18 protein-coding genes and 1 tRNA gene are annotated in these 12,656 nt (G+C 64.6%); 5 read left to right on the top strand and 14 right to left on the bottom strand.

Annotated elements, in window-relative coordinates; translation table 11 throughout:
* Positions 1-134 precede the first annotated feature (134 nt).
* From LTA6_RS13185 to LTA6_RS13175, 3 genes are all read left to right on the top strand, one after another.
* Positions 135-776, top strand: coding sequence for a hypothetical protein (locus tag LTA6_RS13185; RefSeq protein ID WP_407358040.1), 642 nt, complete (start codon positions 135-137; stop codon positions 774-776).
* Positions 773-1,543: a hypothetical protein gene (locus LTA6_RS13180; RefSeq protein WP_407358039.1), complete on the top strand. Its 771-nt coding sequence runs from the start codon at positions 773-775 to the stop codon at positions 1,541-1,543. Before LTA6_RS13185 ends, LTA6_RS13180 begins: the two co-directional genes overlap by 4 nt.
* Before the next feature lie 100 nt (positions 1,544-1,643).
* Positions 1,644-2,321, top strand: coding sequence for a hypothetical protein (locus tag LTA6_RS13175; RefSeq protein WP_407358038.1), 678 nt, complete (start codon positions 1,644-1,646; stop codon positions 2,319-2,321).
* Positions 2,322-2,334: 13 nt separating this feature from the next.
* Here LTA6_RS13175 and LTA6_RS13170 read toward each other — a convergent pair whose 3' ends face one another.
* The 14 genes from LTA6_RS13170 to LTA6_RS13105 form a co-directional block, all read right to left on the bottom strand.
* Positions 2,335-2,673, bottom strand: coding sequence for a hypothetical protein (locus LTA6_RS13170; protein WP_407358037.1), 339 nt, complete (start codon positions 2,671-2,673; stop codon positions 2,335-2,337).
* A gap of 99 nt (positions 2,674-2,772) precedes the next feature.
* Positions 2,773-3,693, bottom strand: coding sequence for a toll/interleukin-1 receptor domain-containing protein (locus LTA6_RS13165; protein ID WP_407358036.1), 921 nt, complete (start codon positions 3,691-3,693; stop codon positions 2,773-2,775).
* 38 nt (positions 3,694-3,731) lie between these two features.
* Positions 3,732-4,376 (bottom strand): recombinase family protein, encoded by a 645-nt coding sequence (locus tag LTA6_RS13160; protein WP_407358035.1) that lies wholly within the window; start codon positions 4,374-4,376, stop codon positions 3,732-3,734.
* Positions 4,373-4,501 (bottom strand): hypothetical protein, encoded by a 129-nt coding sequence (locus LTA6_RS13155; RefSeq protein ID WP_407358034.1) that lies wholly within the window; start codon positions 4,499-4,501, stop codon positions 4,373-4,375. The genes LTA6_RS13160 and LTA6_RS13155 overlap by 4 nt, the downstream gene beginning before the upstream one ends.
* Before the next feature lie 323 nt (positions 4,502-4,824).
* Positions 4,825-5,394, bottom strand: a complete 570-nt coding sequence (locus LTA6_RS13150) for a hypothetical protein (protein WP_407358033.1) — start codon at positions 5,392-5,394, stop codon at positions 4,825-4,827.
* Complete coding sequence (locus LTA6_RS13145) at positions 5,391-5,699, bottom strand: WhiB family transcriptional regulator (RefSeq protein ID WP_407358032.1); 309 nt, start codon at positions 5,697-5,699, stop codon at positions 5,391-5,393. Before LTA6_RS13145 ends, LTA6_RS13150 begins: the two co-directional genes overlap by 4 nt.
* A 274-nt stretch (positions 5,700-5,973) precedes the next feature.
* Positions 5,974-7,074 carry an AAA family ATPase gene (locus tag LTA6_RS13140; protein WP_407358031.1) on the bottom strand — a complete coding sequence of 367 codons (1,101 nt, stop codon included), beginning with the start codon at positions 7,072-7,074 and terminating at the stop codon, positions 5,974-5,976.
* Positions 7,071-7,799, bottom strand: a complete 729-nt coding sequence (locus LTA6_RS13135) for a bifunctional DNA primase/polymerase (protein WP_407358030.1) — start codon at positions 7,797-7,799, stop codon at positions 7,071-7,073. The genes LTA6_RS13140 and LTA6_RS13135 overlap by 4 nt, the downstream gene beginning before the upstream one ends.
* Positions 7,796-8,137 carry a hypothetical protein gene (locus LTA6_RS13130; RefSeq protein WP_407358029.1) on the bottom strand — a complete coding sequence of 114 codons (342 nt, stop codon included), beginning with the start codon at positions 8,135-8,137 and terminating at the stop codon, positions 7,796-7,798. Before LTA6_RS13130 ends, LTA6_RS13135 begins: the two co-directional genes overlap by 4 nt.
* Positions 8,134-8,343 carry a hypothetical protein gene (locus tag LTA6_RS13125; RefSeq protein WP_407358028.1) on the bottom strand — a complete coding sequence of 70 codons (210 nt, stop codon included), beginning with the start codon at positions 8,341-8,343 and terminating at the stop codon, positions 8,134-8,136. Before LTA6_RS13125 ends, LTA6_RS13130 begins: the two co-directional genes overlap by 4 nt.
* Before the next feature lie 130 nt (positions 8,344-8,473).
* Positions 8,474-8,764, bottom strand: coding sequence for a hypothetical protein (locus LTA6_RS13120; RefSeq protein ID WP_407358027.1), 291 nt, complete (start codon positions 8,762-8,764; stop codon positions 8,474-8,476).
* 323 nt (positions 8,765-9,087) lie between these two features.
* Entirely contained in the window at positions 9,088-9,972 is an 885-nt protein-coding gene (locus LTA6_RS13115; protein WP_407358026.1) for a type II secretion system F family protein, read from the bottom strand.
* Entirely contained in the window at positions 9,969-10,826 is an 858-nt protein-coding gene (locus LTA6_RS13110) for a type II secretion system F family protein (RefSeq protein ID WP_407358025.1), read from the bottom strand. The genes LTA6_RS13115 and LTA6_RS13110 overlap by 4 nt, the downstream gene beginning before the upstream one ends.
* Positions 10,823-12,046, bottom strand: a complete 1,224-nt coding sequence (locus LTA6_RS13105) for a CpaF family protein (protein WP_407358024.1) — start codon at positions 12,044-12,046, stop codon at positions 10,823-10,825. The genes LTA6_RS13110 and LTA6_RS13105 overlap by 4 nt, the downstream gene beginning before the upstream one ends.
* Positions 12,047-12,225: 179 nt before the next feature.
* Between LTA6_RS13105 and LTA6_RS13100 the strand changes: the two genes are divergently transcribed.
* Both LTA6_RS13100 and LTA6_RS13095 read left to right on the top strand, forming a co-directional pair.
* Positions 12,226-12,492 carry a hypothetical protein gene (locus LTA6_RS13100; RefSeq protein ID WP_407358023.1) on the top strand — a complete coding sequence of 89 codons (267 nt, stop codon included), beginning with the start codon at positions 12,226-12,228 and terminating at the stop codon, positions 12,490-12,492.
* A 77-nt stretch (positions 12,493-12,569) separates the two neighbouring features.
* Positions 12,570-12,651, top strand: a tRNA-Leu gene (locus LTA6_RS13095).
* Positions 12,652-12,656 lie beyond the last annotated feature (5 nt).

The following is a 12,656-nucleotide window of genomic DNA, read 5'->3' as shown; positions in this document are numbered from 1 at the left end:
GCTTTTGCGCGCGCTGGTCAGCCCATCGCCCGAACATCGACCTAGCGTTTTAGTCCGGCGTGTCGCGCAGGCCGTAGGAGACGGCCACCGCCATGATGCAGTCAGATACAAGTAGATGTGGGGGGTCGTGGGGCATGGACGCAAAAGACATTCTGAAGAGGGCGTGGACTGCAGTCGAGGAGTCGGGTGTACCCGAGGCTCTGCAGGAGACAGCTTTCCGCATCGCTGTCGAGATTGAGCGCGGTGGAGGTGCGCCCACGCGCAGCCAAAATGCGGTACCTGCTGTGAATCAAGCACCCAGGCCCGGCGTTGTCCCAGAACCCCACGAACCGTCGTCTGGGATATCCGAGGCAGACCCCGGCCCACTGGGGTTCGACGAAGAAGCGACATGGTCGAAGTTCGCCGACGAGGCAGAGATCGATCGCGAGTTGCTTGAACAGCTTTTCTACTTTGACGGACGAACAGTCCACCTCAATGTGAAGGCCCACAAGCTCTCCGAATCGAAACCGGCTCAGATGCGAGCCGTCGCCTTCGCGCTGACCGTTGCCTACAACTACGCGCTTGACATCGTTCCACTCGAGACTGCCGTGGTCCGGAGCGAGTGCGAGCGCCTCAAGTGCCTCGACCCCAAGAACTTCGGTAAGTACATGGGAAGTGTCGACGGCTTGACGGCTTCCGGGCCCGCCTCGAAGCGCGTGCTGAAAGCGAAGTCGGAGGCGCGAAAGGCTTTCGATGCCTGGGTCAAGAAGATGGCCGGCGAAACGGCAACCGCTTGACTACCCGCGCAGTAGTAGAAGGGGGGCTAACAAGTGGTGGCGTTCCACAGGCTCTGGTCACCGAAGCGCTCGACGCTTTCGAGGGCGCGAAGCGTCGATTCTTCCTAGGGGATTATCGCCCACAAGCCGTCGACGGTGGCCGGTTTTCTGAAGCTGTGGGGCGCATAGTCGAGTTCGCGACTACCGGCGTATTCACTCCACTCACGTCCAACACCTTCAACATGGACCAGACGATCAAGAACGCTGAGAAATCTGCGGCGTCCTCGGCGTCAGATTCAATGCGACTGCACATCCCAAGAACCCTCAAGCTCATCTACGACATTCGCAACCGACGAAATACGGCACACCTGCGGGACGGGATCGACCCGAATCTGCAGGACGCGACGCTCATTGTGAACAACATGAACTGGGTGCTGGCCGAGCTAGTTCGCGAATATCACAACGTGCCTGCCGCCGATGCGCAGGCGCTGATCGAAGAACTAGTGGCGCGCGAAGTGCCGATGATTCAAGAGTTCGACGGCCGACCGCGATTGCTGAAGACGATGAGTGCGGGAGACCACGTTCTGGTTTTTCTCTACTGGGCAAACCGGAAGCTCAAGAAGGCGGAGCTGGCCGTATGGGTACCTGACAAGATGCGTGCAAATCTCCCGCGGACCCTCAGGCGACTTCACGATCTCCATCTTGTCGACTTCGTGTCAGACTCGGCACAGATCACGATTCTTGGCGTAATGAAGGTCGAGTCCGAAGGTCTCGTCGGCCCCGTCTAGGCACAGGCTGCATCGACCGCCGCAGCACTTGCGGCTAAGGAGGTGCGTGCCCACTATCGGACCGCGAGCTCGGCGCGCTGACACCCGGTAGCGTCGTCCCATGCCAGAGCATCCTCACCTCCCCGACGTTGTCGACGCCGCGCACGACCTGGCGACTGGGCTTGCCAACGCCACCCTGCTGGTTACGCTACATCGCGACATCGACGGATTGCACGGACTAGATGGTCACCGTCTCGGGCGCTCGTCCAAGCAGCGCGCACTTCGCTGGGCCGTTTTCACGATGACGTACGCGGCTCTAGAGGCATTCTTCAACGATGTCTTGCGCGACCCAGCCAGCGTGCGCACACTGCCACTGAACGCCGATAAGTTGCGCCTCGCCGGGGACCGTTACGGGGTAGCGCTGTTCACCAACGAGTGGGGGGTCAGAACCCGCGCGACCAAACCTGATGCCGGGAGTCGGTCGAGATGGGTAGCGTACAGCGGCAAGCAGAAGCTCAACGCCTACCTAAGCGATATGAAGAGCCTTCGTGATCTCCTGAGCCACGGCCAGGATCCCCGAAAAGCGTCGAACAGCTCAGGGGCACTGTGGCCGCTGGTTGAAGGCGGGTACTCGATGCGCGTGATGGGCGCCGAGGGCTTTATCCAAACCGCCTGCGATCTGGCTGAGCAGACCGTCCTCGCCTTCGGGGGAAGTACTCACGACTTCCCGACCTGGCCCGAACCGGCCCGCTCTGGTCTATCAGCCGAGCCACGACCGGCGTTGAAGCTGCTGCCTTGAAGGTTTGGTCCTGCTAGCCGTTGGCGTCTAGCCAGTCGAGGATGCCGCGCGCGGTCCTAATGTCCTCACGGTGGCCGCCCTCTTGACCGTCGTCATCGCGGTAGGAGTACTCGCGGTAAATACCTACCGCTTCGGTGAAGGTGTCCACGATCGTCACATGGCGCTCATATCGCCCGTCCGAGCTAAAGTCGCGGTGAGTGCGCCGCTTCGTGAACGACTTCCCGCGGTACTGGTCGTAGCTGTCGATGAATTCGACTAGGCGCTGCGCCTGGTAGTCCGACAAGCGCGTGCTCGATACGTCGAGATGCTGACCGATGTAATCGCGCATCCGCGCTTTCTCACCGCGTTCCATGACTTCCTCTTCTTCCGGGTGCCGCTCTTGGAGTTCTCCTGCGACCTTATCGGGCTACTACGCGGCTCCCGTAAAGCCGCGCAGATAAATCCGGCTGGGTCAAAACGACTCGGGCTCAGCAGGTTGATCCGGCGGCCAAGCCTGACCGTGGCTGCGATAGTACGGGGCAAGGGCTTGTCCGACGAGACCAGCACGTCCGACCTGGTCATTCGAGTGATAAATCTCAGCCAGTCTGGTCCACTGCTGAGGCGTCAATGTGTCGATCGTTGCGATGCGTCTCGCGGTGGCCCCGGCGTCGATGTAGTTCTGCGCCGCGCTTAGCGAAGAGAGAAGACCGTCCACGATCTGATCGGAGAACTCAGGAATCCTGCTAACCCATTCGAGGATGAGAGCCGCAACTTCGCGGGCGCTCATTTCGTTCCCCTGCGGCCATTGGGTACGACCAATGAACCCCGCCGGGTCCACGGGATGCCGGATGACGTATCGGGGTACGCCACGCCCTAGCGCCCACCCGACTTCCTGCTGGCACCAGGGACTCGTTAGAAACTCGGGATGGACGAGAGCAACGAACGCCTGCATCGTCCGGAGCCCATGTTCGATCTGGTCCTGCCATGGCTGTTCAAACTCCATCGTGTCGTGCGCCACGAAGGCATGAATTCCTGACACCGCCAGTTCGTCTGCTACCTGACCGACAAACGCCTTGTGTTGGGCCGAGTGGGAGAGGAACACTCGCACGTATCCGCGGTTCCATAGCGTGGATTCTGCGTCCTCAATCTGCCCCTGCACCTCTGCAGGCGCAGCCCCCGTGATGATCGAATAGATCTCCACCAGGTCAGAATCTGACACAGATCTGATGCTGTCCTCGAATGTCAAGTCGACGTTGTTGAACCCGCCGAGCGGCTCGCAGCCGTACTCGATTAGCAGCAGATTGACGCGACGGAAGTCCCAATCCCTGTCGCCATCGAGTACGTCGACCATCTGGCTCTTAAGGCTGAATCGTTCGCGGCGAGAGAGAGGCACGGGAAGATCCTATCGATGCGCGAGTTAGGGCCACCCGATCAGTGCGCGCTGAGGCGCTGCTGGACCTTGGCCACGGCGTTACCCGTCCAGGGCAAGCCAGTGGCGGTAGTGAGGCCTTCGGTGTTCAGCTGCGCGGCGGTGCCAGCGAGCGTGTTCGTTACGCGGATAGCCAGCAGGCGCTCACCCGTCGCCTGGGGCAGCATGGACACCCGCCCCATGTGCCTTCCCGCCCGCTTGGCGGCCTGCATTGCAACCGACGTACGCTCTCCAATGACCTCGCGCTCCCACTCGGCGACCGACATCATCACGTTGGCGACGAGCTTGCCGGTCGGCGTGCTGGTGTCCACGCCTAGGTCGATGGCCACGACAGACCACCTGCGCGCAGCGGCTAACTTCAAGATGCCCGAGAAGTCGTGCACGCTGCGACTCAGGCGGTCGAGCTTAGCGACCACAATGCCGTCCACATCACGGCGCTTGGGGATCACATGCACCCGGTCAAGCGCAGCCTGTAGCTGCGGGCGGTCAAGCGATTTGGCTGACAGCCCTTCGTCCACATACCAGACCACGTTCCAGTCGTGCGCATCCGCGTAGCGCTGAATGGACTCCCGTTGCGCGTCAAGTCCGAGGCCGCTGCTCGCCTGCTCCTCGGTACTCACGCGCAGGTAACCGATCATCGCGGTCATTGCTTGGTCTCGTCACCGGCAGCCGCAATGAATGCCGGGCTGTCCTCAGCCAGCGGCTCCGCGGGCCACTCATCGCGGGCAAGCTGCTGGATTGCGTCATAGTGGTGGCGCTGTGCGGCGTTCATGGTGGCCCCCTCGTTTGCGAAACTTTGTTCGAATGCGTGAACTTTAGCCACAGGGGGACCCTTCAGCAAACACACTGTTCAACTTCTATCCAAATTGCTTCGCATTCTGCTCACTCCAGCGAGCCGCTGGTCGTGTGGCCGTGCTGCGCACCCGTCCACAAGCGCTTCTGAGCGCGTCGGAGGCGGCGTATCTCCCGGCCACGGCCCCGGTACACCAAGAGACCCGCAGCGCGTGGCCACAGGCCTCTCGGGTGCTGGGCACGCACGCCCAGCAGGGTGAGGGCTGAAAGGAGTCAGAAGAACCCTCACCCGGTCAGGGGGACTCAGTCGATCGGCGCTGCGAAGCTAATCCCGTTGCTCAGGTTCCAGGCAGCGCCTGACGTATTGGCCTCAACATGCGCGAGGGCCGCAGCGCTGTCGGCGGTGTCAGGGTGCGCAGCCGTGTACGCCTCGGCCACATCAAGCCATGCCAGGTTCCGGGCCTTCTGCCCGACCGCGTGAGCCATCTCAGCGTCACCGTTGCTGATGGCGTCCTGCAGCACTTCCATCGCTTCCTTCCGGTCGAGGCTGCGGGCACGGTCGCTCGCGTCCCTGCGCAGCAACACACTGTTCGCGTCAGCAGGTTGGTTCCCGCGCAACTCCTTCTCGATCTTCGACTTCAGCCCGCTGACGTACGAGTCCTGGTCAGCCTTGATGCTGGCGAGCTGCGCGGTGATCGCCTCGGACAGCTTGACCAGGTCGCCGGTCTTGGCAGCATCGGACAGACGCTCATCACGCAGGACGTCCTGGCGCTGGGTGCGGTAAGCCTCCCGGGCCGCATTCGCACGGTCCTTGAAGCCCTGGAGCGAGGCGAGCAGATCGCGCTCGACGGAGACAGTAGTGGTCTTACTCATGATGTTTCTTCCTTCTGTGTGATGGGTGCCGTGGGTACCGCCCCGGCGTCGGTGGTTGATGTGCGAGGGCGACCCCTGCCGCGTGTGGCCCGGTCGATGCCAGCCCAGAAGCCGGAGTCAACCTTCGACGCAACGGCGTAGTGGTGGCAGAGGTCACGGATCGGACAGGGGTGACAGATGACGGCGCACTCTTCCCGTTGCTCGTCGGTCCGAGAATCGGCGCTGAACAGGTGCAGACCGCTGCACCCCGGCGTGTAGTGTTCCAGCGCGGCGCTCAGGTCGTCCCACGCGTCATCAGCACTCATGGCCGTCCTCCTGCACGCTGGTTCGAACCGCCGTACAGCCGTGAAGGTTTTTCATTGGACCGCCCGTCGTGGTGCTGCCGTTGGTTGATGACACTCACCTCTTCCTTGCTGGCCAGTACGCGCCCCGCATTTATGCGCGGCACTGCCAACTCAGAGAGATTGGCGTGGGGTACGCATAACCACTGCGCATAACCCAAATCCCCCGGAATTACGCGGTTCTCCAGATGCCGGCTGAACGATTTATGCGCCAAATCGGGCCGAATCAGGGTGCGCATTACTTGTCCCCCCGGCGGTAGCGAGCGGCCTTGTTGAGGCCGTCCTGCACGACGATGTCCGCCTCGCGAAGCTGCGCGATGGTCGTCCGGTACCGGCTGTCCTTCCAGTCATCCGAACCTGGCCACGCCGCCTTGAACTCGGCTGCCTTGTGCCACTCGCCGTCGCTGAGCACGCTCATGATCGCGTCACGGTATGGCCCTTCGGCAATCGCCTTCCGGGCGACCACGAGCGCGGGGCCACTCTCGATCAGCCGGAAATGATCCAGGGTCACGCGCTCGGCGTTCTTCTGCTTGCCGGGGCTCTTTGTTGAAAGCGCGAAGTAGCCCTTGCGTTCACCGTCGCCCGGTTTCAGCATGACGAGCGTGTCGAGGTTGCCTTCTAGTGCGCTGGCACCCCGGATACCGCCGGACTTGTTTGTGTGATGAACGAGGATCACGGTGCTGCCCGAGCGTGCTTTGCGGATGCGCAGCGCAGCCCGCACTATGGCAGCCATCTGCGCGTTGTCGTTCTCGTTCTCGATGCCGCCGAGCTGACTCAGAGTGTCGATGCAGATCACGTCGAACTCTTCTTCGTCAACGATGCTGCACAACTCATCTACGGCACCCGGGTCCGAGAGGTTGAACCCCTCTTCGATGACCTGGAAGTCCTCATCGTCCACGGCGGTCATGTGGTACTGCGCCCACGCGTCCACCCGGTCAGCGAAGAACTCGACGCCCTCACCTGGCAGGTACAGCACGCGCCCCGGGATCACCTTGTGCTCGTGCCAGTCGGTGTCCGTGGCGATGCTGGCGAGCATGTCCGTGACGACAAATGTCTTGCCCTCGTTCGTCGGGCCGACGATGCCCACGAGAGTGCTCTGCGCCACCATGCCCTCGATCCACCACTGCGGCTTCGGGCGGCTGCGCAGCTCGCTGAGGGTGATGACGTTCAGCCGGGGGCGGTCGGCGTCCTGCTCTTCCTGCCTCTGCTGCTCGAACCGATCCTTGGCGATCTGCTTGATGTAGAGCCGGTCGAGTTCATCCTGAACGTCGGCCTCTAGCATCTCCTCGGGCGATGGTTCCCTCACAGCCTTCTTCGTAGGCTTCTTGGGCACGGTCATGCGCGCTGCTCCTTACCGGCCGACTCGACTACACGGCGGGCCTCCCTAGGGTCCATGCCGATGTCCTCGGCGGCGTCGATGAGGCGGTCCAGCCCCCGCTGACCTACCCTCGCTTCGTGGGCACGGCGCGCAGCCCAATGCAACCCGTTGTGACGCTCCCCCGGCTGCAAGGTGCGGACATATGCAGCCAGCGCGAAAGGGTCGGTGGCCTTGGGATTGCGGCGCGTGATTCGGGTGCGAGGCAGCATCAGCGCCGTGACCTGGCGTGGAAGGCGCACAGCCTCGCGGTAGACCCATCGATACGGCCGTCCGGTGTCGGGATGCACGCTGGGCGGCATGACCATGTAGCCGTTGATCTTCACGTCGATGCCTGCGGGGATGTTGCTTCGGTACGGCTGCTTGAACGGACGGAGGTAGTACAGGTGCCGCCCGCCGTCACGGCGACCGCTCATCACTTCGAGCGTGGGCGGTAGCTCCACTCCGGCGCGCTGCTCCAGGTCTTCGAGACGGCCCCCGTTGCGAGGGTCAATGTCGAACACGAGCAGGTTGTCGGGCACCGGGGAACCGATGTTCCAGTTGCCGGTATCCCACCAACGACGGATGATGCGGGCGTCGGTCGTGGCGTCCAGGTGGCCGTGAGTGGTGACCGGCTTCTTACCGTCGAGCGGCAGCACCTCCCACCCGTTCTCGGCGAGTTCAAGCGCAGCGCGCAGCATCCGGCTCATGAGTCGGCCTCCGGCCCGTAGTTGACCATCGCCGGTGTCCAGTACCAGACCGCGATGCACCGGCAGCTCCGCTGATGACGGCGATACAGGTGCTCGGCTGCCCACCGGGCACCCTCTTCACTCAGGAAGGTCCGTAGCGTCCGCTGCGGCTTGCCCTCAGCATCGAAGTAGACGTGGACGAGTCCATACGGCATCGAGTTGGGTCGGTCGGTACGGACTTCACCAAGCACGGCGAACGGAAAGAACCATTGGAGCAGCGGACCGACGCGCAGCACGTCCAGCTCTTCGGAGCGTGACAGCCTCGGCCTGCTCGGGTACTCGACTGTCAGGGTGCTCATTGCGCACCCCCAGTACGCAGAAGACCGGTCAGGCGCTTGACCTGTGCGGGGGTGAGCGGTGGTGCTGTGGCAAGCGTCCGCTCTACGTACGCGGCCAGCTTCGCTTCGGTCAGGTTGCGACTGGCCTGCGTGCGGCGCTCCTCGTCGGGGGTGCGGTACGCCTGCGCCTTCTCCATTGCAAGGCGCTGCAGTTGTGATTTGGCCATTGGCCGGGACCCTTCAGCGGAAGGCACAAGAACGTGCCGATGAAAGGTCCCCGCTGAGGGTCCTGGTGAGTTTTCAGTTAGAAGTCGACTTACCCGTCAAGCGGGTCGTGAGGACCAAGTATTTGGGGAGTCAGTCTAGCGTGATCTCCGTGTTGCCAAGAGCGCGTGCCTCGTCCAGCCGCGCGTGCAGGCGAGCCTGGGTGATCTCAGCACCGCAAGGGAACTTGTAGCGCCCGTGTACCTCGCCTTTCGGGTCGTTTTCTGACGGACCCCATATGAGCGCGAAGTCCTCACCGTATGTGGGCTTGAACCCCGGCTTGGGCTTCCACCCGCCGTTCCTCCCGTCATCCCAACGCGACAGAAGGCGCGCGTCGTGGTCATGTCCTGAGACACGACAGACGAGGTTGACAGTGGTGGTCACGTGTACTATTATGCCCTCCCGCTCCATCAGAGCCAAGCTACGAGGAAAACCCCAGGCCAGAGGGCATGTTCCCCCGCCCACCCGTGAGCGCGCCGCTGCCGTGCTGGGCTGCCTGGCCGGTAGCGCGGGGCTGCCGGTAGCAGCCAGGCCGCTCAGAGGGCGCTCAGAGCCGCTCGCACCGACACCTGCGCGCAGGCACCAGCGCCGCTGCGGTCACACGTCCACATAGACGTGGCACGCTTGGCAGAACCACCACGCCGCCCGAGGCTGCATTGGCTCAAGGCACTTCGGGCAATTCGGGGTCACCAGGTCACAGTCATCCATTAGTAGTACCTTTTCGCATTTGTCTTGGGCAGGAGCATCAGAATCTCCTTGCGTCCCGCCTGCTCGATCAGCACGCGCTTCGCGTCTTCCCTGGCATCGCCGGCCTGCGCATGGAGCACGCCAGACAGCGGCGCTCCGTGTTCGAGGGCTGCGACGATCTGATCGACGGCGCGGGAGAGGCCGGGCAGCTGTAGACGCGACGCCATCTCGGAGAGCGCATCCGCGAGAGGGGAACCGGTGTTCACCGCCAGCACGACTCGACGCAGCTCGCCCGTCAATTCACCGGAGCCGACGGCCGAGACACGGCGCAGCGCGTCGAGGAAACCCTCTCCGGCCGAGAGGCACAGCGCGAGGAACTCCAACGTGGTGGGCAGTTCGTCGGTGAGTCTCGCCCGTCGCGCCTTGGCACGACCCGCGAGCTGCGTGTCGTAGACGACAGCAGACGCAGCGCCGGTGATCAGTGGGAGCAGGACGACAGGCGCCGTCATCCGCCCGGCGAGTGCGAGGGCGATCACGATCACCGCGCCGGCACCGATCCCCACCAGTCCCCAAGCCAGCTGCCGTCCCCGGAACGTCGTCGGATCGGTGCGGAGTCCGGCCTGCGCCAATCGCTGGCGAAGTACGTCTCCCCCACCCAGCATCCGCTCGAACGTGCTCTGCAGACGTCGCCAGATCGTGCCCGTGCCCGTGGGGAGAACTCCGGCGCGAGGCAGCACCCCTGATGGCAGTGCATCGTCTGCGACGACGTCGCGCACGTACGGTGCGATGCGGGCACTCAACGAGGCCGCGCGCCATCGGGGCAAAGCGGCGAGAACGGTGAGGAGTCCCGCCGCGAGCGTGCCGCCGAGGAGGACGGAGAGAGCGATGTCCGACAGGGCGCTCACCCGAACCACCGCCGGGGTTCCGGCAAACGACCGATGCGGAGCATGATCCGGAAGGCGATCACCGAGACGGCGGCTCCGGCGCAGATGACCATGACTCCCTCCGGGCTGCCGTACGCGGCCGCGCCTTCCGGACGCATCACCAGCAGCGCCAGAATGACCCACGGCGCCACCGCCCCGAGCACGGCAGCGCCGCGGATCCACGACTGCCGCGCCTCGACCTCGCCACGAAGTGCCGCATCGGCTCGGACTGAAGACGAGAGGGCTCGAAGAACTCCGGTGAGTTCCGTTCCGCCGACCTGCCGCGCCATTCGCAGCGTTTCGATGATCCGGTCCGCGATGGGATCGGCCAGCGAGGCCTTCAGCCGATCGAGGCTGCTCTCGAATCGGCCGGTGGCGCGCAGATCACGGGCGAACACCACGAAAGCGGGGCGCAGCATCCCTGGCGCCGATTCCGCGAGGCTCGCGACGGCATCGGGCAGAGACAGTCCGACCCGGATCGATGCGATGAGCAGGTCGCAGATGTCGGGCCAGAGCTGGCGGCGGGCCTTGCGCAATCGGAGGCGGCGCGCACGCAGGAACATGATCGGCGCCGCTGCTCCCGCGAGCGCTGCCAGCACAGCCAGCACGAGCAGCCCGGTGAGGAGCCAGACGACGGATGCCGCAGCGAGTCCGATCGCGATGATCACGGCGACCACGACGCGCGGCTCGACGGCTCCGTAGCCCGCCTCCTCCAGGAGACGGGTGAGCGGGCTGCGCCTGAGAACCCGCTCTTCCCGAGGTCGCGGTGGCCAGAGCCATGGCGAGAGGCACAGCAGCAGACCGCCGGCGAGCATGGCGCCGAGCAGGATGGTCATGTCCGAGCCTCCTCGGGGTTCCACTCTCCCTCTGCCCTGCGCGGATGTTCGATGCTCCGCGGACCCGGAGCGAGTGAGGAGCCACCGCCCTCTGCCCGGTAGACGGTCCTGGTGATGATCCGTCCCTCCACGATCTCCCCCGTCGGGGCGATGACCTCCTCGACGCGGCGCACGCCGGCCGCGTCCCGCGCGCAGTGCACCACGAGGTCGACGGCGGCCGCGAGGGCCGGTGCGATGAACGCACGGTCGATGTTGCGTCCGGCGAGAAGCGGGAGGATGGTGAGCTTGTCCATCGCCTCGGCGGCCGAATTCGCGTGCACAGTGGCGGCACCGGGTACACCGGTGTTGAGGGCGAGCACGAGGTCGAGCGCCTCGGCATCGCGCACCTCGCCGACGACCAGCCGATCGGGCCGCATTCGCAGCGCCTCCTTGACCAGCCGCCGGAGGGTGATCTCGCCGCTGCCCTCCAGACTCGCCTGACGCCCCTGCAGCGCAACCAGATCAGGACCGTCGACGGCGAGTTCGAAGGTCTCCTCCACCGTGATGATGCGCTGCACATCGGAGCATGAGGCGAGCAGCGCGCCCAGCAGAGTGGTCTTGCCCGCGTGGGTGGCGCCCGAAACGATCACGCTCTGCCCCGCACGCATCGCATGCCGCAAATGCTCGGCGATGTGCGGAGGCAGGGCGCCCTGTGCCGTCAATGCCTCGAGCGAGCGGTAGCGTGGCAGGAACTTTCGGATGTTCACGGCCCAGGAGCCCCGCACGACATCGGCGATGGCGACGTGCAACCGGGAACCATCCGGCAGGGACGCATCGACGAACGGCTGGCTGATGTCGACCCGCCGCCCGGTCGACTGCAGCATCCGTTCGACCAGGTCGCGCACAACCGCATCCGACAGCCGCAGCCCGATGCGCTCGGACACGCCACCGCGGGCGACGTAGATCCGGTCGGGGCCGTTCAGCCAGATCTCCTCGATCTCCGGATCGTCGAGAAGCGACTGCAGCGCCCCGAATCCACTCACGGCGGCGATCACGTCCCGCACGCACTCGGTCTCGTCGTCGATCATCGCGCCACCGCGCGACAGGGCGAGGTCGTTGTGCCGGCGCACCTCGGACTGCACCACGCGTCGTGCGGCATCCGGTTCGATCGAAGGATCGAGGCCTTCGGCGCGCAGGCGCTGCCGCACACGCTCGGCGACCAGGAGGGACGGATGACTCACCCGAGCATCCTCGCAAGAATCCGCAGAGCGCCTCAGAAGTTATCCACAGGTCGGATTCCCGGCACCAGACTCTCTCGGCATATCGCTCCGCAGAACGCAAGCCCCGAGACGTGGGCGACCGCGTGATGCTCGACTGTGCGCAACGGCAGTCCCGAATCACATCAACGAGAGAAGCAGAGATGATCGACACCTCCTCCCCCGTTCCCTCCGTTCCCGGTGAGCGGCCCACCGGCCCCGAGCCGACCGACCCGGGCCAGACACCGCCAGGACCGGCCGTGCCGTCGCCGTCTCAGCCGTCGCCGGCCTTCCCCGACGAGCCATCGCCGACGCATCCCGAGGAGCCGTTGGCGCCGACGCCCGACGAGCCCCTCGCGCCGCACCCGGACGAACCTCTCGCTCCCTACCCCGAAGAGCCGCTCATCCCGGGTTCCACCGCCTCGGCATAAGACCGGCCGGCCAGCCACACAGATGCCGGCTGAGCGGGAGTCCCGATCAGCCGGCATCAGTAGACTGGATCCACCGCGCGGGAGTGGTGAAATCGGTAGACACGCAGGATTTAGGTTCCTGTGCCTTCGGGCGTGTGGGTTCAAGTCCCACCTTCCGCACCGAT

The sequence above is a fragment of the Microbacterium sp. LTA6 genome (genome assembly GCF_045690355.1).
Taxonomy (GTDB): domain Bacteria; phylum Actinomycetota; class Actinomycetes; order Actinomycetales; family Microbacteriaceae; genus Microbacterium.
Note: the sequence above shows the minus strand (reverse complement) of the source record. Positions and strands in the feature narration are given on the sequence as shown.